This window comes from Streptomyces arenae (assembly GCF_022343545.1).
Classification (GTDB): domain Bacteria; phylum Actinomycetota; class Actinomycetes; order Streptomycetales; family Streptomycetaceae; genus Streptomyces; species Streptomyces humi.
Window position 1 is genome coordinate 1 of the sequence record NZ_JAKQYH010000039.1, and the last position, 19,787, is coordinate 19,787.

General features: G+C 70.5%; 20 protein-coding genes. 10 read left to right on the forward strand and 10 right to left on the reverse strand.

Annotated elements, in window-relative coordinates; all coding sequences use genetic code 11:
• A partial coding sequence (locus tag MB828_RS16005) for an FAD-dependent oxidoreductase (protein WP_301648754.1) occupies positions 1–487 on the reverse strand: 487 nt, incomplete at its 3' end.
• Between the two features lie 167 nt (positions 488–654).
• On the opposite strand from MB828_RS16005, the gene MB828_RS16010 reads away from it, so the two are divergent.
• Positions 655–1,200, forward strand: coding sequence for a GNAT family N-acetyltransferase (locus tag MB828_RS16010; RefSeq protein ID WP_301648755.1), 546 nt, complete (start codon positions 655–657; stop codon positions 1,198–1,200).
• 6 nt (positions 1,201–1,206) lie between these two features.
• Here the strand turns inward: MB828_RS16010 and MB828_RS16015 are convergent, their stop codons facing one another.
• From MB828_RS16015 to MB828_RS16025, 3 genes are all read right to left on the reverse strand, one after another.
• Positions 1,207–2,508: a cytochrome P450 gene (locus MB828_RS16015; protein WP_301648756.1), complete on the reverse strand. Its 1,302-nt coding sequence runs from the start codon at positions 2,506–2,508 to the stop codon at positions 1,207–1,209.
• Positions 2,509–2,854: 346 nt separating this feature from the next.
• Positions 2,855–3,283 carry a VOC family protein gene (locus tag MB828_RS16020; RefSeq protein WP_133023130.1) on the reverse strand — a complete coding sequence of 143 codons (429 nt, stop codon included), beginning with the start codon at positions 3,281–3,283 and terminating at the stop codon, positions 2,855–2,857.
• Positions 3,249–3,893 carry a TetR/AcrR family transcriptional regulator gene (locus MB828_RS16025; protein ID WP_301648757.1) on the reverse strand — a complete coding sequence of 215 codons (645 nt, stop codon included), beginning with the start codon at positions 3,891–3,893 and terminating at the stop codon, positions 3,249–3,251. Before MB828_RS16025 ends, MB828_RS16020 begins: the two co-directional genes overlap by 35 nt.
• A gap of 112 nt (positions 3,894–4,005) precedes the next feature.
• Here MB828_RS16025 and MB828_RS16030 point away from each other — a divergent pair, with 112 nt between their 5' ends.
• The gene (locus tag MB828_RS16030) at positions 4,006–4,995 is read left to right on the forward strand and encodes a zinc-binding dehydrogenase (RefSeq protein ID WP_301648758.1); all 990 of its coding nucleotides are present in this window, start codon (positions 4,006–4,008) and stop codon (positions 4,993–4,995) included.
• A 63-nt stretch (positions 4,996–5,058) separates the two neighbouring features.
• Here the strand turns inward: MB828_RS16030 and MB828_RS16035 are convergent, their stop codons facing one another.
• From MB828_RS16035 to MB828_RS16045, 3 genes are all read right to left on the reverse strand, one after another.
• A complete protein-coding gene (locus tag MB828_RS16035) occupies positions 5,059–6,135 on the reverse strand; it encodes a fatty acid desaturase family protein (RefSeq protein ID WP_301648759.1) in 1,077 nt (358 codons plus the stop codon).
• Between the two features lie 182 nt (positions 6,136–6,317).
• Complete coding sequence (locus tag MB828_RS16040; RefSeq protein WP_301648774.1) at positions 6,318–8,180, reverse strand: ABC transporter ATP-binding protein; 1,863 nt, start codon at positions 8,178–8,180, stop codon at positions 6,318–6,320.
• 712 nt (positions 8,181–8,892) lie between these two features.
• Positions 8,893–10,113, reverse strand: coding sequence for a metallophosphoesterase (locus tag MB828_RS16045; RefSeq protein WP_301648760.1), 1,221 nt, complete (start codon positions 10,111–10,113; stop codon positions 8,893–8,895).
• A gap of 203 nt (positions 10,114–10,316) precedes the next feature.
• Between MB828_RS16045 and MB828_RS16050 the strand changes: the two genes are divergently transcribed.
• From MB828_RS16050 to MB828_RS16060, 3 genes are all read left to right on the forward strand, one after another.
• Positions 10,317–10,775, forward strand: a complete 459-nt coding sequence (locus MB828_RS16050; protein ID WP_301648761.1) for a pyridoxamine 5'-phosphate oxidase family protein — start codon at positions 10,317–10,319, stop codon at positions 10,773–10,775.
• A 130-nt stretch (positions 10,776–10,905) separates the two neighbouring features.
• Entirely contained in the window at positions 10,906–11,280 is a 375-nt protein-coding gene (locus MB828_RS16055; RefSeq protein ID WP_133023135.1) for a hypothetical protein, read from the forward strand.
• 203 nt (positions 11,281–11,483) lie between these two features.
• The gene (locus MB828_RS16060) at positions 11,484–11,849 is read left to right on the forward strand and encodes an ArsR/SmtB family transcription factor (protein ID WP_301648762.1); all 366 of its coding nucleotides are present in this window, start codon (positions 11,484–11,486) and stop codon (positions 11,847–11,849) included.
• Positions 11,850–11,885: 36 nt separating this feature from the next.
• On the opposite strand, the gene MB828_RS16065 is transcribed toward MB828_RS16060, so the two are convergent.
• Complete coding sequence (locus MB828_RS16065; RefSeq protein ID WP_133023137.1) at positions 11,886–12,254, reverse strand: VOC family protein; 369 nt, start codon at positions 12,252–12,254, stop codon at positions 11,886–11,888.
• Positions 12,255–12,346: 92 nt separating this feature from the next.
• Between MB828_RS16065 and MB828_RS16070 the strand changes: the two genes are divergently transcribed.
• Positions 12,347–13,297 carry a helix-turn-helix transcriptional regulator gene (locus MB828_RS16070; protein ID WP_301648763.1) on the forward strand — a complete coding sequence of 317 codons (951 nt, stop codon included), beginning with the start codon at positions 12,347–12,349 and terminating at the stop codon, positions 13,295–13,297.
• Between the two features lie 115 nt (positions 13,298–13,412).
• Here MB828_RS16070 and MB828_RS16075 read toward each other — a convergent pair whose 3' ends face one another.
• Positions 13,413–14,102, reverse strand: a complete 690-nt coding sequence (locus MB828_RS16075; RefSeq protein WP_301648775.1) for a DUF4142 domain-containing protein — start codon at positions 14,100–14,102, stop codon at positions 13,413–13,415.
• Positions 14,103–14,494: 392 nt separating this feature from the next.
• On the opposite strand from MB828_RS16075, the gene MB828_RS16080 reads away from it, so the two are divergent.
• A complete protein-coding gene (locus MB828_RS16080) occupies positions 14,495–15,163 on the forward strand; it encodes a Type 1 glutamine amidotransferase-like domain-containing protein (protein WP_301648764.1) in 669 nt (222 codons plus the stop codon).
• Positions 15,164–15,288: 125 nt separating this feature from the next.
• On the opposite strand, the gene MB828_RS16085 is transcribed toward MB828_RS16080, so the two are convergent.
• The gene (locus tag MB828_RS16085) at positions 15,289–15,774 is read right to left on the reverse strand and encodes a Rieske (2Fe-2S) protein (protein WP_301648765.1); all 486 of its coding nucleotides are present in this window, start codon (positions 15,772–15,774) and stop codon (positions 15,289–15,291) included.
• Positions 15,775–16,281: 507 nt separating this feature from the next.
• On the opposite strand from MB828_RS16085, the gene MB828_RS16090 reads away from it, so the two are divergent.
• From MB828_RS16090 to vioD, 3 genes are all read left to right on the forward strand, one after another.
• On the forward strand, positions 16,282–17,325 hold the full coding sequence (locus MB828_RS16090) for an ornithine cyclodeaminase family protein (RefSeq protein ID WP_301648766.1): 1,044 nt from the start codon (positions 16,282–16,284) through the stop codon (positions 17,323–17,325).
• Positions 17,326–17,581: 256 nt separating this feature from the next.
• A complete protein-coding gene (gene gntD / locus MB828_RS16095) occupies positions 17,582–18,583 on the forward strand; it encodes a guanitoxin biosynthesis L-enduracididine beta-hydroxylase GntD (protein ID WP_301648767.1) in 1,002 nt (333 codons plus the stop codon).
• 49 nt (positions 18,584–18,632) lie between these two features.
• A complete protein-coding gene (vioD, locus tag MB828_RS16100; RefSeq protein WP_301648768.1) occupies positions 18,633–19,748 on the forward strand; it encodes a capreomycidine synthase in 1,116 nt (371 codons plus the stop codon).
• The last annotated feature ends 39 nt before the right edge of the window (positions 19,749–19,787 follow it).

Consider the following 19,787-nt stretch of genomic DNA (forward strand, 5'->3'; position numbering starts at 1 on the left):
CCACCCGGGACGGCCCCGCGGCGAGCGCCCGTCGCAGGCCCTCGGCGTGCTCGCGGGTCCGCACCACGAACACCCCGTCCAGCGCGGCCTCCGACTCGACGAACCACGGCCGGGCCCGCACCCCGGTGGCGATCAGCACCCGGTCGAAGGGCACCTCGCGGCCGTCGGCGAGCCACACCCGGTTGCCGGCCAGATCCAGCCCGCTCGCCGGCACTCCCAGCAGCCACTCCGCGTCGACGTCACGACGCCGCGGCAGCCTGGTGCCGTCGGCGGGCACCCACCCCGTCAGCACCTGTTTGGACAACGGCGGCCGGTCATAGGGTTCGCCCAGTTCGTCGCCGATCATCGTCAGCGACCCGGTGAACCCCTCGTCACGCAGGCACTCCGCGGCCCGCAGCCCCGCCAGGGACGCCCCGACGATCACGATCCGGCCGTCGCGCGGCACCCGTTCACGCCGGCCGTCGTCGTCGGGATCAGGGTCGTACATCAGCGCTTCCTCAGGCCGTCGGCGCCTGAATGCCGTCAGAAAATCAGCGTAACAGCGGCACCGGTACCGGCGAGTCGAGCGCTGATCGCGTGGATGTCCGCAGGTCAGCGCGCCGGACTCGGTGTGCCTCGCCGTCTCGTGCGCATCGCGGGGTGTTCCAATGGGGCATGGAATCGTCCTGGACTGGTCATCGGGTACGCCTACGCGCTGTCGAGCCGGACGACTGGACGGCGTTCATGCGGTTCGCGGACGAGGACGGCCGGCGGGGGAGCCGGCTGGCTCTGCCGCGCTCCGCCGAGAGCTGCCGAGCGTGGGCGAGGGAGCAGGCCGTTGCCGAGGGCGAGGACGACTGCTTCCGGTTGGGGGTCGAGGCGACGGCCACGGGAGAGCTGGTCGGCACCGTCGGCTCACATCGCACCGGCCCGCGGTCCGGCTGGTTCGAGCTCGATGTCATGATCGGCGCCGACCACCGGCGCAGGGGCTACGCGACGGAGGCCGTGGTGCTGCTGTCGCGCTTCATGTTCGCCGAGCGCCGCTACCACAAGTGCCTGGCAGCGGTCTTCGCCCACAACGAGCCGTCGCTGGGGCTGTTCCGCGGGCTCGGCTTCACCGAGGAGGGGCGCTTGCGGGAACACGTCTTCTTCGCCGGCCGGCACCACGACCTGGTCATGATGGGCATGCTCGCCGACGAGTTCGACACGAGACACGCGTGACCGTGCTCAGCCGCGCGAGGTGGCGCGCAGGCGCAGGCCGGCCGGTGCGAGGCCTTCGAGGGTGGTGACCCGGTGACTGGGATCCGGGCCGGGCGGTTCGCTCAAGTGATGGCGGCGGGCGGTGTGCGCGGTCAGGAGCGTCAGCATCGCCATGGCCAGTGCGGAGCCCTCGCAGCCGTGCGGCCCGGTACCGAACGAGAGGAACGCCCCGGGTTCCGCCGGTGAGGCCGGCCCATCGAGCCAGCGCTCGGGCCGGAACCGGTCCGGCTCGGCGTACTCCCGTGCGTCGCGCTGGGCGGTGTAGGGGCAGACGAGAACGGTGGACCCGGCGTCGATGGTGTAGCCGGCGAGCTCGGTCTGCCGCGCGGCGCGCCGGGTCAGCAGCCAGCTCGGGGGGTACAGCCGGAGCACCTCGCTCACCAGCGCCTGGGTGTATCGCAGGCCGCCGAGGTGGGCGCTGGTCGTAGTTGCCGGGTCCATGGGCAGCGAGGCGGCTTCGGTCGCCACGCGGTCCGCGGCCCGGGGGTGCCGGGCGAGCTGGAGCAGGATCCATCCGGCCGCCCGGGTGGGGGTTTCGAAGGTGGCGACGGTGATTCCGGGGAGCGTGTCGAGAACGGCCTCCTCCGGCAGCGGACCGTAGCGGGGGGAGGGCCGGAGCATCTGGCCCAGCATGTCGTCACCGAGCGGGCCCGACGAACGACGCCGGCGGACGACGGGCCGCAGAGCGTCGGTGAAGGCGACCTGCTGCCGGGTGCGGAACCGCCGTGCCGGAGTGGGCACCCAGCGCGGCCATACCCAGCGCGACGGCCGCACGAGCACCTCCCGGGCCAGGAAGAGCCGCGCGGCGTACGGCAGCAGGGCGGATGCGTCCGCGGAGAAGAGATAGCCCACGCCGACCTCAGCCAGAGCGTGCCGGACCGCGGGCAGGATCTCGACGTCCTGGCCCGCGGGCAGCTGGTCGGCGAATCGAGCGGTGCGGGGCGCGATCTCACCGACCCGCGCCGCGACCGCCTGGGCGCGCAGTCCACGCATGCGGGAGGCATGGGCGCGCGCACGCTCCTCCGCCGTCGGTGCTCCGCTCGACCGCCTCAACGGCGGGAAGAGGGGCGAGGGAGCCTTGGGGAAGTCCTGCGCGCGGCGCAGCACCGCTTCGCACGGCTCGGCCGCGGCGGCCACGTAGACGCCGGGCTCCAGCTGCCAGACGTCCCCGCACTCCTCAGCGCCACGCCGCGCCATTGCCAGCCGGTCGCGGCTCCAGGCGGCGAAGCCGCCCTCGGGCAACCGCGGTGGCTCGTTCCTTCGGCCCATGAGACCGTCCCTGGCTCGCGTACCTGTCCAGGCCGGTGTCGCCGACGCTGCGGCTCGGGACTGGCGGGCTCCCTCAGGTGCCCGCCAGCGGTGTGCTCGGTCCTAGTGGTCGCCGGCGTACGCGTCCCATTCGTGAGCCCCGTACGCACCGTAGTGGCGGGTGAAGGACAGCTTGCCGAGCAGCTTGGCGATCATGAATGCACTCCTCTCGCCTGTCCGCGGCACCAAAAAGCCACACATGGCATATTGCCACATACTGCATTTCTGCGGTATAGCGGGCATTTTTCCGCCGTGCTGACCCATTTCCGCCGTGCCGGCCGGCTGACCGTGCTCGACGAGCGGATGCTCAGTCGATGCAGAACTCGTTGCCCTCGATGTCCAGCATCGGTATGCACGCGTCGTTGCCGTCGTACAGCGTCCGCACGTGTACGGCACCGAGCGGAACCAGTCGCGCGCACTCGGCCTCAAGCGCGGCGAGCCGCTCCTCGCCCACGAGTCCGGTGCCGACGCGCACATCGAGATGCACCCGGTTCTTGACGGCCTTCCCCTCGGGAACACGCTGGAAGTACAGCCGCGGACCCACCCCTGAGGGGTCCACACACGCGAACCACGAGTCCCGCTGCTCCGGTGGTTCCGCATCCCAGAAGTCGTCCCAGGTGGCGAACCCCTCCGGTGGCGGCGGCACGACGTACCCCAGCACCTGGCACCAGAACCGGGCCAGGCGCTCGGGTTCCGCACAGTCAAAGGTGACTTGGAACTTCTTGATCACTGACATCGGCGCACCGTAGCAGTCGGGTGGGCGTCTCCGGCCCCGGTGTGGCGCGGAACGCTTCGATCACGTACGCCGCGAACCGGCGGGAGGCCGTGATCCGGGCGGCACGGGGTGCGTCCTGAAGACCTCGGTGGGCCATGAGCATGAGGACCAGGTCGTCGATGACGAAGTCGGGGCGCAGCCGGCCGGACTCCTGGGCGCGGCGGGCCAGTTCTCCGACCGCCCGCAGCGTCCGCTCCCGGTCGGCGGCGAAGTCCATCGCCTCGGGGAAGGCCGTCATGAAGGCGTCGGCGAACCCCCGGCTGCGGGCGTGGAGTTCGCAGATGCGCTCGATCAGACTCCGGAACCCGTGCCATGCGTCGGGGTCGGCGAGAGCGTCGCGGACGGCGGTCTGGCAGGCCCGCCGCTGCTCGGCGAAGGTCTCCGTGACCAGGGCCTGCTTGGTGGGGAAGTGCCGGTACAGCGTGGCGGGACCGACGTTCGCGTGCCGGGCGACCTCGCGCACGGGCGCGCTCAGACCCGCTTCGCCGAACACCGTGCGGGCGGCGTCCAGGATGCGGGCCCGGTTGTCGCGGGCGTCGGAGCGCATGGTCTGAGGCAAATCGGCAGTCATCGTTTCTCACTTTAGCCAAACGGACGGGGGCGTCCCTTACGGTCCGAAGGCGGTGTGGGCGCCCGGTCCCGCTGCCTTCCTCGCCTTCCACGCCTTTCTCAGGAGCAGAGCCATGAAAGCCGTCGTGATCAGGACGTTCGGAGACCCCACTGGTCTGGAGGTCGTCGATGTGCCGGTGCCCGTTCCCGCCCCGGGGCAGGTGCGGATCGCCACGGAGGCGGTCGGGGTGGGCGGCGTGGACGCCGTGATCCGGCGGGGAACCCTCGCCGCCTACGGCTTCCGGGAAGGCCACCTCCTCGGCAGCGAGGTCGCGGGCCTGGTCACCGCGGTGGGAGAGGGCGTGGACGCCTCGTGGACGGGGCGCCGGGTGTGGGCGTTCACCGGCCTGTCCGGTGGGTACGCCGAGCAGGCCGTCGCGACGGTCGACAACGTCCTGGCCCTGCCCGAGGGCCTGACCGGCGCTGACGCGGTGACCCTCGGCGGCTCCGGAGTGGTCGCCCACTTCGCCCTGGACCGGGCTCGTCTCGCGCCCGGTGAGACGGTACTCGTGCGCGGCGCGGCGGGCAGTATCGGGATCACCGCGGTCCAGCTCGCCGCCAGGACCGGTGCGAGCGCGGTGGCGGTCACCACGTCGTCGACGGAGCGCGGCGCCCGCCTGCGGGACCTGGGCGCGACCCACGTCCTCGACCGCTCCGGCGAAGCGGCACCGGACGTACCGGGCGCACCGACCGCGCCGGACGTACCGGCGGGCTTCGACGTGCTGATCGATGTCGTAGGTGGGCCCCAAGTACCCGATTTCCTCGACAGGTTGAACGCCAACGGGCGGTACGTGGCCGTCGGCGTGGTCGGTGGGCAGCCGCCGGCGGACTTCGGCATGCGGCTGATGGACGGCTTCCGCAGATCGCTGTCGTTCGCCACGTTCAGCTCCGACACCGTGCCCGGTCCCGACCGGCAGGCCGTGCGGTCGTCCCAGTTCGCCGATGCCGTGCGCGGGGACCTGCGCACGGTCGTGCACGCGGTGCTGCCACTGGACCAGGCGGTGCGGGCCCACCGCGAGATGGACGCGGGGAAGGTGTTCGGCAGGATCGTGCTGACACCTTGAGCAGAGCAGCGACGACGTTCGGCCGGCCTCTCGGCCCCAGGTGCGGCTGCTGCCCTCCCGCGGTCAGGACGACCTCCGCTGCCGCCTGATCGGCTCCCCCACCCGGTGCAGGTGCGCGAGAGCCTCGCGGTAGGACTGGATCAGCCCCGTCTCGTGGTACGGCACGCCGATCTCCTCGCAGTACGCGCGTACGACGACCTGCGCCCGCCGCAGATGAGGCGAGGGCATGCTCGGGAACAGGTGGTGCTCTATCTGGTAGTTGAGTCCGCCGAGCATGACGTCGGTGAGCCGGCCGCCACGCACGTTGCGGGACGTGAGCACCTGCCGACGCAGGAAGTCGGGCCGGTCGTCGCCGCTGAAGGTCGGCATGCCCTTGTGGTTCGGGGCGAAGACGCAGCCGAGATACACACCGAAGAGACACTGGTGCACGACGAGGAACGCGATCGCCTTGCCGGGGGAGAGGACCAGGAACAGCGCGGACAGGTAGGCGGCCAGGTGCAGCAGGAGCAGGCCGCCCTCCAGCCGGCGGTGCTTCATGGACGGTGACAGGAGCGCCCGGACGCTCGCCACATGCAGGTTGAAGCCTTCCAGGGTCAGCAGCGGGAAGAACAGGAACGCCTGGTGGCCGCCGATGAAGCGGGCCAGACCGTCGCTGTCGCGGGCCTGCTCCGTGGACCACACCAGGATGTCCGGGGCGACATCGGGGTCCAGCTGCTCGTGGTTGGGGTTGGCATGGTGGCGGGTGTGCTTGTTCATCCACCAGCCGTAGCTCATGCCGATGCCGAGATTCCCGAAGAGCCGGCCCCAGGCCGCGCTCGGGCGGCGCTGCCGGAACACCTGCCGATGCGCCAGGTCGTGGGCGACCAGCGCGACCTGGCCGAAGACCAGAGCCATGAGGACGGCGACCGCCAGCTGCCACCAGGTGTCGCCCAGCGTGAGGAAGGCCGCCCAGCCCCCCGCCAGCAGCCCGGTCACGAGGGTGAGCCGCACCGTGTAGTAGCCGGTGCGCCGCCGCAGCAGGCCTGCCTCGTCGATGCGCTGGGACAGCCGGGCGAAGTCGCTGCCGGTGTCGGGGCGGGTTCTGCGGGGGTGCGCGGCGGACGGTGCGGTGGTGGTCGGGGCGGCTGAGGAAGTCGTCATGCAGCCGAGTCTCGCTACCACCGTGACCCCGCAACCAGCCGGTCAGCCGCAGGTTTCCCGGGGGGCCGGACCCCCGTCGGCCCATGGGGCTGTCCCCACCGTCGTACCCCCTGAGCTGCGGAAGAAGAACAGCTGGACCGGTCAGCGGCCGACACGTCTCGACGTGGCGCCGGGGCGGCCGCTCACGCGGGGGTCCCGCGGCGCTCGCCGTCCGACCCGGACGTGATCTGGTAGGACAGCAACTGCTGGAACAGACCCGGCTGTCGGCAGAGCTGGGCGTAGGTGCCCTCCTGGACGATCCTGCCTTCGTCGAGGACCACGACGCGGTCGGCGACGGCGACGTTGGTGATCCGGTGGGTCACCAGCAGCACGGCCCGGTCCCGGGCGAGCTTCCGCAGCCGCTGGAAGATGCGGTACTCGGCGCGGGGGTCCAGGTTGGCCGTCGGCTCGTCGAGGACCAGCAGACCCGCCTGGCGGAAGAACGCCCTTGCCAGAGCGATGCGTTGCCACTGTCCGCCGCTCAGCTCCTCCCCGTTCAGCCACTCGCGGGCCAGGAGGGTGTCCAGGCCGGACCCGAGCTTGACCACGACCTCGTCGGCGTCCGCCGCCTCGCACGCCTCCCGCACGGCCGCGTCGCCACGTTCCGTGGGCTGTCCCTGGGTCACGTTCTCGCGCACGGTCAGCGGCCAGTGCGCGTAGTCCTGCGGCACGAGGGCCACCTGCCGCCACAGCGCCTGCGGATCGGCGTCGCCGGTCGGAACCCCGTCCCACAGCACCTGACCGTCCGTGGGCAGGTAGAGACCGCTGACCAGCTTCGAAAGGGTCGACTTGCCCGAGCCGTTGAAGCCGACCAGCGCGGTGACCTCACCACGGCGCAAGGTGAGCGAGACCCCGGACAGCGCGTCACGGTCCTTGCCGGCGTACCGGTGGGTGACCGACTTGACCTCGATCGTCCGCGGCGGTTCGGGATGGTGCGGGCCCCGGCGCATCCGGAAGCCGCCGGCCTTGTCCAGGAAGCCGGTCCAGTCGTCCATGTACAACCCCGTACGCACGGCACGCGCCCCGACGGACACCAGCCCGCGGATCGACGTGCCCACCGTCTGCAACGCGAAGACGGCCGTACCGGCACGCCCGACGGTGATACGGCCGGTCGCGAGCAGCCACACCACCGCCGCCCACACCACCGCCGACCCCAGCCCTCCGCACAGGGCGCCGACCAGGGACATCCGGGCGCCCTTGTCGGCAGCGGCCCGGTCCTCGCGGTTGATCCGGGCCACCGTCTGCCGGTAGCGGCCGGACAGGAACCCGGCCATGGTGCCGGCGCGGATCTGGTCCGCGGCGTCCTTGGTGTAGATGTGCCAGCGCAGCACCGACAGCATCCGGTTGTCGCCGTTGCTGCGCAGGTTCGCGAGGTAGCGCACCCGGGCGGCGCTGACCTGGGCCAGGGCCTGCGGCAGACTGGCCGCGACGAGGAGGGGGAGCAGGACCCAGTGCACCCCGGCCAGGACGAGCGCCCCCGCGAGGAAGCCGGCGCCCGAGGCGATCAGATCCTGGCCCTCGTTGATCAGGTCGCCCGTGACCTGTGCTCCGCGGTCGGCGGCTTCCCGGTCGCGGTTGAAGTCGGGGTCGTCGTAGGCGCACAGCTCGACCTCGGCGCAGCCGTCGATGAGCATCTGCTCGGCTTCCCGTGACATCAGCGGGCCGAGCCGGGACGACAGCCAGCTGACGGTGATGCCGAGCAGCGCGCGCACGCCGGCGGCACCGGCGAGCAGGGCGACGGAGGGCCATGCCTGGAGGAGCCGGTGGTAGACGTCTCCGCTGCGCAGCAGGGCCGTCAGGGTGCCGGAGACGGCGATCAGGCCGAGGGCCTGGGTCACACCGGTGACGGTCTGGCACAGCAGCAGGCCGGCGGTCGCCCGTCGGTCGACGCGCCAGGCCAGGGCCAGCGAGCGGCCCACCAGCTGCGGCAGGCGCCGGGCCATGTCCCGCATCCGGATCGAACGGCCGGCCGCCTCGCGGCTGCCGGTCAGGTCGACGTACCGCATCCGGGGCTCGGCAGCGGTGCGCGGTCCGGGGACACTGCCGGCCGGTGCCTCGGTGGGCTCACTCATGCCGACCGCCCCATCCCGTGTCCGCGGTAGGTGCAGCACCGGACCTGCCGTCAACGTCGTGCCTGGGCGGGCCGGGCCGCCGTTCGAATCCCGGAGGCTGCGGTAAGGGGGCGGGGGCGGGGCACATGGCGTGTCCTCCAGCTGGCGTCGACGTGGCACTGATGCTCTGGAAACGCGCTGGCACGGGTCGCGTCACGGGCCGATCGCAAGGCATGGGGCGAACGTGAGTTCCCATGCCGGCTGCCGGGCGTGGGGGCTCTGGCCGGTCGGGGTCAAACTCGTTCGATCAGGGAGGTGTTCACTCCTCCGGGGGATTGTGGACACCGCGGATCGAGCCTGCGCAAGACGGCCGCCGAGCCTTGTGCCGGCGGCCCCTGCGAGGGTGTGCGCCGTGGATCGACTCGTGAAGCGTGTCGGCGGTCAGGACCGGGTACTGGGGGTGGCCAAGGACCGTCCTGGGGGTGGTCCAGGACCGGGTCCTGGGGGTCGTCAGCCGTCGGCAGGCCGTCGCGGGCGGTCTGGGCCCTCATCGGCTCGGCGTGCCGGAAGCCGTCGTACCACTGGGCGTCGTGGGCCTTGCCGGAGTGACGGTTCACCCCCGACGGCCATGAGTCCCGCCGGGGATGCCGCAGACGCCCGCCGCCTGCTACGCCGAGGTGGCCTGGTGCGGGGAGCGGAGCACGAGCAGGGTGATCTCGCTGGGGGCGAAGACGCGGAACGGCGGGCCCCAGAAGCCGGTGCCGCGGCTGGTGTAGAGAAGGGTGCGGGCGCCGTGCCGGCTGAGACCGGCGACGGTGGGCTGGTCGATCCGGACCAGGTGATGGAAGGGCCAGATCTGCCCGCCGTGGGTGTGGCCGGACAACTGGAGGTCGATGCCGTCGGCCGCCGCCCGGTCGACGAACTTGGGCTGGTGCGCCAGGAGCAGGACGGGCAGGTCGGGGTCGGCGCCGTGCAGGGCTCCGGCGAGATGGGCACGGTGGCCCACCAGGCCGGAGGACTCGGCGGTGACGTCGTCGACGCCGGCGACCACGAGGGTGTCGCCGCCGCGTTCGAGCAGCAGATGGCGGTTGCGCAACGGCTCCCACCCCAGCTCGTCCATCAGGTCGACCCAGCCCTGGGCCTCGCTGTAGTACTCGTGGTTGCCGGTGACGTACACACGCGCCTGGGTGGCGCGCACGGTACCGAGGGGGACGGCCTGGGCACGGCGGCGTTCGGCCGTGCCGTCCGCGATGTCACCGGTGTGGCAGACGAGGTCGGCCTCCAGGGCGTTCACCGTCTCGCACACCCGTGCCGACCAGCGGGCACGATCGAGCGGGCCGTAGTGGGTGTCGGTGATGAGGACGACCCGGAGGCCGTCCAACCCCACGCCCAGCCGGGGGAGTCGCACGTCGAGCCGACGCACGCGCGGCACCCGCCGGGCCTCGGCGTAGCCCCAGGCGAGCAGGACGGCGCTGACGCCGAGCACCGCCCACGTGACGATCCGAGCCCGGTCCTGGGCCGCCCCGACGCCGGCCACGGTCAGGGCGAGCCGCAACAGAACGCCGAGCAGCACGGACCAGGTGAACAGCACCCAGCTGGAGCCCAGCAGGGTGTCTCCGACGATCGCCGCACCGTCCTGCTGACGCCGGCCGTGGCCGCGCACCATCGCGAGCGGCATACCGACGAGACCGAGCGCGAACAGGGCGGTGCCGACGAGCGTGACGGGCAGCGGCCAGTGCTGGCCCGTGAACAGGAGCACCCAGCAGGGCACGGCCCACAGCAGGACGGGAGCGATGAGGGGGATGTAGCGCATCAGCCGGTGCAGGCGGCTCGGCCGCGGGGCCTGTGCCTCACCCTCGGCGGGCCGGATGTCACTGGTGTCGGTCACGCTTTCCCTCCCTGACCAGACTGCCGTACCGCGCACTGTATCCGGTCACCCCCGGACCGTCCGGACCGGCTTTCGGGCCGAGCGCCGGGGGCTCGACGATCGGCGGGGGAATGTCGTACAGGAACGGCTGAGCGGGCGACCGCCGGTCAGGCCGGACGTCAAGTCCATGAAATTACTGGGCGGGTACGGGCGTTGATCACCTCATGACTCAACGCCCAGAGCCTCGCTCGATGTCCGACGAAGCCCTCTCCGCCCTGCTCAGCCGGCAGCAGTTCGGCACGCTAGCCACCGTCAAGCGCAGTGGCCATCCCCACCTGACGACCATGGTGTACAGCTGGGACCCCGAAGCCCGCACGGTGCGGTTCTCGACCACGGCTGACCGGGTCAAGGTCCAGCACCTGCGGCGCGATCCACGTGCGGCGCTGCATGTGTCGGGCGGCGACGTGTGGTCGTTCGCCGTCGCCGAAGGCGAGGCCGTGGTCTCGGAGAGCACGACGGTTCCGGGGGACGCGGTCGGGCGGGAACTGCTCGCGATGATCCCGGCGGCCGGGCGGCCCGAGGACGAAGCCGCGTTCCTGGAGGAGTTGGTCGCCGAGCGCCGAGTGGTCATCCGCCTGAAGGTGGACCGACTGTACGGCACGGCGCTCGACATCGACGGCTAGAACGAACTGGGCGTGCAATTGCCCGGTCAGTATCCGTCAGTATCCGTCAGACCCGGAAACGTCGCACCGGCGTCGGATTCCCGGGCCTACGGTCCTTTCCCGAACCGACACCCAAAGGGGAGGCGCTGCTATGGCGAGCGTGGAAGTGTCACTGAAGGAAATGATGGCCGGGACCGAGGGGGCGCTGGGGGCGGCCGTGGTCGACTACACCAGCGGCATGGCTCTGGGGACGCTGGGCGGGGGCAAGGATCTCGACCTGACCGTCGCCGCGGCGGGGAACACGGATGTGATCCGGGCCAAGGTGCGCACGATGGGGGAGCTGGGTCTGAAGAGCCGGATCGAGGACATCCTGATCACGCTGGAGAGGCAATATCACCTCATCCGTCTCATCACCGGCCGCAGCGGGAACGGCCTGTTCCTGTATCTGGTTCTCGACAAGGAACGCTCGAACCTGGCCATGGCCCGTCACCAGCTCAAGCGGGTCGAGGAACAACTCGAGGTCTAGCAGCGCTCCAAGGCCCGGAACTTTGTGCGCCCATGATGTGAAGACTTCTTCAAGTGACCACATCAGCATGATCCCAATTCATGCCTGCACAAGACCCTGAGCGGCGAGGATCGGCCGTACACGGCCAACGCGGCGGTGCCGCACGGCACCGCCGCGCTCGCCGGTGATCCCACCCCGCCCGACCCGGCAGAGAGCGAACGCTCATGAAAGTCCCCCTCTACCAAGCCAAAGCAGAGTTCTTCCGCATGCTCGGGCATCCCGTGAGGATCAGGGTTCTGGAACTGCTCCAGCACGGGCCCGTTCCGGTACGGGACCTGCTCGCCGACATCGAGATCGAGCCGTCCAGCCTCTCGCAGCAACTGGCCGTTCTGCGCCGGTCCGGCATCGTGGTGTCCACGAGGGAGGGATCCACCGTCCGCTACGCCCTGGCCGGCGGCGACGTCGCCGACCTGCTGCGCGCGGCACGCCGTATCCTCACCGAACTTCTCGACGGCCAGAACGTCCTCCTCGCCGAACTCCGCGAGGCGGACGCACCCCCCGACCCCGTACCGGCGCACGACCACGGCTGACCGACAACCAGTCCGTGCTGTCGTCACTGCGGCCTTTCAGTCCTGCGGTGCGACGCGGATACGGTTCCCGTCAGGATCGGCTGCGAGGAAGGTCAGCCCGAACCCCGCGTCTTGCGGCTCGCGCAGGATCGTGACCCCCTTGGACTTCCACTGTTCGAAGGTCGCGTTGACCTCGTCGGGCCCACCGTCGATGGCCAGGCAGACCTCACTGGTGCGCGGGACGTCCGGTGTCAGATGCTCGAACTGGCCGGACCACAGTCCGAGGTCAGCGCCTGGGCCGAGGTCGAAGGTGATGTATCCCGGAGTCTCGAACGAGGGGCTCATGCCGAGGAGACCGCCGTAGAAACGAGCTGCGGCGGGAGCGTCGTTCACGTAGACGATGGACACGACGGACGTGGTGGTCATGGGTGTTCCTTCCCACGGGTGGCAGGTACGCATCTGCCAGCCTGACCGGGATATGCGCCGCATCCTGTCGCAATTCCTGAAAAAATCGGTGTGTGACCCCAGACCGCTTCTTCACCCTGATGCTGCTCCTCACATCGAGGGATGCCGTGACCACACAGGAACTCGCCTCAGCGCTCGGGGTGTCCCTTCGCACCATCACCCGGGATCTGAACTGGCTCCGCGACGCCGGTCTGCCGGTGACCGCACACCGGGGCCGCCTCGGAGGCGTGACCATGCTGCCCGGATCCGGACCCGACCTCACGCGGCTCACACCGGACGAGCGCGATCATCTGTCGCTCGCCGGGCTGGATGAGAGGCAACGCGCGGAGCTCAACGCATCGGCCGAAAGCAAGCGCGCGCTCTCCAAGATCGCCGCCGCACAGCCACGTCGAGTCGATGAACTCCTGCCGCTCACCGACGTAGTGCACGTGGACAGCCGTCCCTGGCGTCAGGCACCAGTTTCCGGCACGACTCCGGCTTCGCTGATCGGCGCGGTGCGGCGAGGCCGCCGGCTACGGATCGCGTACGACAGCCCACGCGAGTCACGCCCACGCGACCTGGTCGTGGATCCCTACGGGCTGTTCGCCAAGGCCGGCATCTGGTACCTCGTCGCCGACTCCGCCCGAGTGCCACGGATGTACCGACTCGAACGGATCACGACGTGGCAGGAAGTCGACCAGCCTCGACGGATCCGCGAGAACCAGACCCTGGCCACCGTCGCCGCGGCGCTCACCGCTCAGTGGGAACACAACCACGCGACAGAGGTCAGCGCCACCATCGACCAGACCCAGATCGAGCGAGCGCAACGGATCTTCGGCCCCCGGCTCGTCCGGGACGACCACGAAGAATCCGCCACCGGCCACAAGGTGACGATCCGCTTCCTGCACCTGGAGGACGTGCGAGCACTGCTGCCGTTCGGGAGCGCCATCACTGTGCACGGCCCCACCGAAGCCAGGGCCCACCTCCGCGACCTGGCCACCCGTCTTGCCCACCACTATGCCTAGATGCCGGTTCAGTGAAACTCGTGAACCACCGGATCGTGCCGACGATGTGTGCGGTGAACTCGTCCAGTTCCGCAGCCCGCCCTGGCCGAAGGCGGGCTGCTGACCGGGCGTCTGTTCACCCCGCTGTCGGGCTCGGCGACAGCGTGCTGTTGGCCGGTGGCGTGAGGGTGACCTGGGGCTGGCCCGCGATGGCGGGCGGTGGGGTCAGGTCCTGGGCCGGAAGGCCGGGCGAGGTGGTCTCCCGGGCGAGGACCTGGCCGAAGTCGACCAGGCCGGTCTCCTCCACGGCTGTGATGTGGTCCAGCACCGTGGTGTTGGCCTGGTCGGCCAGCGCGCGGATCAGCGAGTTCCTCGTGGTGGTGCGGACGCCGGCGATCGTGGTGAGGAACTGGCCGTTCGTCGCCCGCACGGTGGTCGCCAGGTCGGTGTCGAACTGCTTGCCGCTCTCCGCTTTCAGCCGGGATGCGAAGCCCTGCTGCTGAGGCGACGGCTGGTTGGGCAGTGTGATGCCCAACTGTCCGGCGACGTCACGGCAGGCGGCGTCCAACGCGGCGTCCCCGTCGACCAGTTGCTTCCCGGCGTTCCTGACGGCCTTCGTCGTCCCCTTCTTCGCTGCCGTCTGGCCGACGGGGTACTCCCACAGTCCGGCCGCGCGCACCTGGACCACGAAATCCCGGTCGGCTTCCGTCAGCGGCCCGGTCGCCGGTGCGGCGACGACCCGCGCGGGTGCGCTGTTGACCTTCTGAACTCCGAGCATGGAGGGGTAGAGGAGCGAGCTGAGGGTGATGCTGATCGCACCACCCAGGAAGAGAGTTCCCGCTGCCTTTTGCGAAACGAGCACCGTGTCTCCTGATCCGGTTCTTCGGATCCCGCACACACAGACCTACGGACGCGACGGTTCCCCAAGCCTCTAGAGAGCCTTTTGGGATCGTCATGGCTTGGTAAAGCGGTCGGCGTTCAGCGGTGTGAAGAAGGGCCGTTCGGCCCTATCCGTGGTCAGGGAAGGGACTGTTAGGCCCTATCGGGGACGGGGGCCTCGCGGTCGACCATGGAGCGGCAGCCGGGAGGGGGCAGGTCCAATCCCGCACTTCTGGTCCTTCCCGGCTCACTGACCACACCAAGCTGATGGGGAGGAGACCCTTCGGTCGATGAGACACGCCCGTTGCGCGGGCCCGCCGACCATGCTTGTCTCGCCCGATGAACTTTTTGTTGACGGCGAGCGGCCTGCGTAACCAGACGCTGCGGGACGCTCTGCGGGACATGCTGGGAAAGCCGTTCGAGTCGGCGAACGTCGTGTACGTCCCCACGGCGTCGGTCGCCGAGCCGGGGGACCACGGATGGTTCGTCGAGGACCTGAACCGGCTGTACAGCCTCGGCTGGCGGGAGTTCGACGTCCTGGAGCTGAACGGCTTGCCCCGGCAGCTGGTCCTCGACCGGCTGCTCCACGCCGACGTCGTCTACGTCGAGGGCGGCAACCACTACCACCTCGCGCGCAGCATCACCGGCAACGGGCTGGCCGACGGTTTCCTGGAGGCGCTGAAGAGCCGGGTCTACGTGGGGGTGAGTGCCGGCTCGATGATCTTCAGCCGTCATCTCACCGAGCACTCCGCCGACGTGATCGGGGACACCGCCGACCTCCAGGTGCTCGGCGCGACCACCGTGGAGCCGCCGTTCGGCCTGTTCGACTGGTATCTCAAGCCTCACCTGTACTCGCCGCACTTCCCCGAACGGGACGACGCGTGGGCTGATCGCATCGTCGCGCGGGCCGACTTCCCGATCTACTTCATCGACGACGACACGGCTGTCCGAGTCAGGGACGGCCAGGTGGATGTCGTCACCGAGGGCCGGTGGCGATTCCATCCGTGACTCCACGCGGGGCGGCGGACAAGCGTCACGGCCGGGTGAACGGCCCTGCTGGAGCAGGGCCGTTCACCGCGGGCCGACGTAGCACCGGATGTGACATCGCGGCTTATGGGGGCTGAGCCGAGGGCTCAGGTCAGTCTGATGGTGCCGTCCGTGACGGTTACGGCCGTCGACGGCAGGGGGCGGCTCGCCGGGCCCGAGATGACCTTGCCGTCCGCGATGGCGAACCGGCTCTTGTGGCAGGGGCACACGATCGCGCCGTTCTCCACAGCGGAGACGGTGCAGCCCTGGTGCGTGCAGACCGCCGAGAACGCCTTGAACTCGCCCTCGGTCGGCTGGGTGACGACCACCTTCGCGGCCTGGTCGACCAGGCCGCCGCCCACGGGGACGTCGGACGCCTTGCCCAGCTCCGTACCGCCGCCACTGGAGGTACCGGCGGACGGTTCACCGCTCTGTGACGGGGATGATCCGTCCTGCCCGGTGCCCAGGTCCGGCCCTCTCTCCTTGTCCTTGGTGCCGCACGCGGTCAGTGCGGCCGCGACGCCGGCGGCTCCCACTCCCGCCATGACGTTACGGCGGGTGCGAGGTCCGGCGATGCCGGAGGACTCGGCCATGCGTCACTTCCTGTCACTCGGTTCGAAGCGGGCGGGGCGAGGCGGCACCGCCCGGCACCAGAGGTGAATCGCTCAGCCCACCGTACCGATCAACGACGGCCCCGATCGCGGGATTCAGGTGAACGCCACGTCGTACTTCGGCCATTTCCGGATCGGCCCACGGAACTTCGGGCAGTCCGGGCCCCGCGGCATGCTCACAATGCCGCGGGTGACATGTCAAGGAAGTACCGCCCGGCCTCTCCGGCCGTGCTTGAACGCCGTATGTTCAACCTGTGCGGGGCCGCAGTTGAACGTGCACGTCGGTACGACGGAATATTGATCGCCTGCCGGACATCGGGTCATAGTGCTGTGCGGTGAGGACGAGCCGTGGGCCCGGCCGGTGGAATTCCGCCCGGCGTGCCGGATTCCGTAATTCGTTCTCCCTCCGTTCCGCTTTTTCCCGCCCGCGCTCCGGCAGGGGGTTTCCGTGACCGTGCGAGAGACGACGTACCTCGAGTGGCCCGCACCATGCTGCAACTGACCGACGTGGACGTGGCGGCCCTCCTGGAGAAGGTCGATGTCGTCGGCACCGTGCGCGAGGTGTTCCTCGCGCACGCGGCGGGCCGCACCGTGCTGCCCGAGGAGAGCTGCCTGCGCTGGACCAACGACGAGGGCGAGTCCTGCCGCAGCCTCAACATGCCCGGACTGGTGGAGATCGACGGGCGGCGGATCGCCGGCACGAAGATCATCAACGCGAGCCTGGGCAATCCCGACCGCGGGCTGGCCCGGGCCGGCGGCCTGATCCTCCTCTTCGACCTCACCACCGCCCGGCCGGTGTGCGCCCTGGACGCGGCCCACATCTCAGCCGGGCGCACCGCGGCGGTCAGCGTGCTCGCCACGGAACTGCTGTGGGCGGCGCCCGCGCGGACCATCGGTGTCGTCGGAGCCGGCGCGCTGGCCGAGGCCCACCTGGACCTGGCGCTGCGCAGATGGCCCTCCGTCCGGCGGGTACGGATCCACGACCGGGTCCCCGAACGCGCCGCCCGGCTCGCCGAACGCCTCGGCGACACCTACCGCACGGTCGCCTTCGACGTCGCCGCCACCGCCGAGCAGGCGGTGCGCGAGGCGGAGCTGATCATGCCCGTGACCACCACGACCAGCGGCTACATCCCCGCCGACTGGATCGCCGAAGGGGCCGTCGCCGTCAACGTGTCGCTCGACGACCTCACCCCCGACGCGCTGGCCGCCGCAGACCAGGTCGTCGTGGACGACTGGAGCCTGGTGGCGGCCGACACCACCCGCATCCTCGGCCGGATGCACCGCGCCGGCGACGTCCTGCCGCCGCCGCGCCACCGCGCCTCGCACACCTCGGACGCCCCGGACCACAGGGGCTCCCCGGACGGCCCGCGGAAGCGGCCCGCCGTCGAGGTCACCGCGGAACTGTGCGACCTCGTCGGCGGAACCGCGGCCGGCCGCACGTCCGCCACCGACCGCATCGTCGTCAATCCCTTCGGCATGTCCCTGCACGATGTGGCGGTGGCGGGAAGGATCTACCAGGAATTCCTGAAATAGCCAGCTCCTGCTTTGACCGGCGATGTTCCGGAACGACGCGTCATCGCCCGGTGAGGAGTGCGAAGCAGCGTTCGCTACGGCAGCGCAGAGCACACAGCAATCGGATTTTGTGCGGATGTCGATGTCGAAGGATCGCGACCGACGGTGCCCGAGAACGGGTCACCTCGTCGGCGGCACCTTCTCAACGGGCCGGAGAGAACTTCTCGACGGCGTATCCGGAAATTCGCCCGACCAAGGTATGGAGAGGAACACCAGAATGGACAGGCTGGAACTCGACCCGGTGGAGATCAGCGCGGTCGGCGAACTCCTCGACGAGTGCGAGGACGCCTTCGCCACCCTCGACACCGAGGACGCCCTGCACCGGGCCACCCTGGTCGCCCACGAACTCCCCAACAGGATCCGCCTCCACCTCAACGCCTTCCGCCTGGAACAGCTCTCGGGCGTGCTGTGCATCTCCGGCTACCGAGTCGACCACGCGCGGCTCGGGCCGACCCCGTCCCACTGGCGCGACCGGCCCGCGCCCTCCCCGGCCCACCGGGAGGAACTGCTGCTGATGCTATACAGCTCCCTGCTCGGCGACCCGTTCTGCTGGGCCACCCAGCAGGACGGCCGGATGATCCACGACATCGTGCCCATCCAGGGCCACGAGCACGAGCAACTCGGCTCCAGCAGCGAGGCGTTGCTCACCTGGCACACCGAGGACGCCTTCCACCCGCTGCGCGGCGACTTCCTGTCCTTCGCCTGCCTCAGGAACCCCTACCGGGCGGCGACGACCGTCGGGTACGCCGACGCGCTGCGGCTGCCGGACGACCTGCGGGACGTCCTCTTCCAGGAGCGGTTCGTCATCCTCCCCGACGAGTCCCACCTCGGCAAGAACAACTCCCGCCCCACCGCAGGGGCGTTCGACACCATCGAGCGGATGCAGACGGACCCCGACCGGGTGGCCGTCCTCTTCGGCGACCCGGAACAGCCCTACCTCAGGGCCGATCCGTACTTCATGAGCGTCGGCGACGAGGACGACGAGGCACGTCTCGCGCTGGACGCCCTGGTGAAGGCGATGGACGAGGTGATGTTCGACGTCGTCCTCGAAAGCGGCGACTTCTGCTTCCTCGACAACTTCCGTGTCGTCCACGGCCGCAAGCCCTTCAAGGCCCGCCACGACGGGACCGACCGCTGGCTGAAGCGGATCAACGTCACCGGCGACCTCCGCAAGTCCCGGGCCGCCCGCGAGGCGAGGGCGGTCCGGGCCGGCAGCTGAATCCGAACCGGCCGGCCGCCGGCTCCCACTCCGAGACCGAGGCGACACGATGAGACTGCGCTCCGCGCCCCTCGAAGACTGGCTGCGCGACTACTACTTCACCGCCGAGATCGACATCAGCTCCAGCGGCGTCCACTCCTACTCCATGGCGGAACTGCGGGCGCTCACCGGCCTGCGCCACGCCGACGTCGACCGGCTCGTCTTCGACGACGGCTACTCCCTCGGCGCGCCCGAGGTGCGGGCCGCCGTCGCCCGCCACGTCGGCGGTGTCGAAGCCGACCACGTCATGACGACGAGCGGCTCCGGCGAGGCCGTCTCCCTCGTCCTGAGTGCTCTGCTCCAGGCCGGCGACGAGGTCGTCGTGGTGGAACCCGGCTACCACCTGCTCACCGAGTACGCGACCGCCCTGGGCTGCCGGATCCGGACCTGGGAGCTGGACGCCGAGCAGGACTGGCGGCCGGACCTGGACGCACTCGCCGCACTGGTCGGCCCCCACACCCGAGCCGTCATCGTCAACTTCCCGCAGAACCCGACCGGGGCCACCCTCACCGAGACGGAACTGCACCGGCTGCTCGCCATCGCCGAACGGGTCGGCGCGTACGTGCTGTGGGACGGGGCCTTCACCGACCTCACCTACGACACGCCACCGCTGCCCAGCGTCCCGGCGCTGTACGACCGGGCGGTGGCCTTCGGCACCTTCTCGAAGGCGTTCGGGCTGCCCGGCCTGCGGTTCGGCTGGTGCGTCGCGCCACCCTCCCTGCTCGCCGACTGTGTGCGGATCCGGGACTACACCACCCTGCACGTCTCGCCGCTCGTCGAGCTCCTCGCTCTCGGCGTCCTGGACAACGCGCAGGCGTTCATCCAGCCGCGCCGGGAGCAGGCCGCGGCGGGCCGCGCCACCCTCCTGGAATGGGCGGCGACCCATCCGGACCTGGTGTCCCTGGTGGCACCGGCCGGCGGCGTCACGGCCTTCCCACGGCTGAAGGGGATCGGCGACACGGACGAGTTCTGCGACGAGCTGTTCCAGAAACGGGGCGTCCTGGTCATCCCAGGCTCCTGCTTCGGGCAGCCCCAGTACGTCCGGATCGGCTTCGGCGGCAAGGCCGAACAGCTCACCGAAGGACTGGACCGGCTGGCGTCCGCGCTGAGCGGCACCCGCCGCTGAGCACCGACGGCCACCCGGTCCCTCGGCGGGGGGATGGCG

Coding starts and splice junctions, on each gene's coding strand:
- MB828_RS16010 (WP_301648755.1), top strand. CDS start 655: ATGGAATCGTCCTGGACTGGTCATCGGGTACGCCTACGCGCTGTCGAG.
- MB828_RS16015 (WP_301648756.1), bottom strand. CDS start 2,508: ATGGGCCGAAGGAACGAGCCACCGCGGTTGCCCGAGGGCGGCTTCGCC.
- MB828_RS16020 (WP_133023130.1), bottom strand. CDS start 3,283: ATGTCAGTGATCAAGAAGTTCCAAGTCACCTTTGACTGTGCGGAACCC.
- MB828_RS16025 (WP_301648757.1), bottom strand. CDS start 3,893: ATGACTGCCGATTTGCCTCAGACCATGCGCTCCGACGCCCGCGACAAC.
- MB828_RS16030 (WP_301648758.1), top strand. CDS start 4,006: ATGAAAGCCGTCGTGATCAGGACGTTCGGAGACCCCACTGGTCTGGAG.
- MB828_RS16035 (WP_301648759.1), bottom strand. CDS start 6,135: ATGACGACTTCCTCAGCCGCCCCGACCACCACCGCACCGTCCGCCGCG.
- MB828_RS16040 (WP_301648774.1), bottom strand. CDS start 8,180: ATGCGGTACGTCGACCTGACCGGCAGCCGCGAGGCGGCCGGCCGTTCG.
- MB828_RS16050 (WP_301648761.1), top strand. CDS start 10,317: ATGACTCAACGCCCAGAGCCTCGCTCGATGTCCGACGAAGCCCTCTCC.
- MB828_RS16055 (WP_133023135.1), top strand. CDS start 10,906: ATGGCGAGCGTGGAAGTGTCACTGAAGGAAATGATGGCCGGGACCGAG.
- MB828_RS16060 (WP_301648762.1), top strand. CDS start 11,484: ATGAAAGTCCCCCTCTACCAAGCCAAAGCAGAGTTCTTCCGCATGCTC.
- MB828_RS16065 (WP_133023137.1), bottom strand. CDS start 12,254: ATGACCACCACGTCCGTCGTGTCCATCGTCTACGTGAACGACGCTCCC.
- MB828_RS16080 (WP_301648764.1), top strand. CDS start 14,495: ATGAACTTTTTGTTGACGGCGAGCGGCCTGCGTAACCAGACGCTGCGG.
- MB828_RS16085 (WP_301648765.1), bottom strand. CDS start 15,774: ATGGCCGAGTCCTCCGGCATCGCCGGACCTCGCACCCGCCGTAACGTC.
- MB828_RS16090 (WP_301648766.1), top strand. CDS start 16,282: ATGCTGCAACTGACCGACGTGGACGTGGCGGCCCTCCTGGAGAAGGTC.
- gntD (WP_301648767.1), top strand. CDS start 17,582: ATGGACAGGCTGGAACTCGACCCGGTGGAGATCAGCGCGGTCGGCGAA.
- vioD (WP_301648768.1), top strand. CDS start 18,633: ATGAGACTGCGCTCCGCGCCCCTCGAAGACTGGCTGCGCGACTACTAC.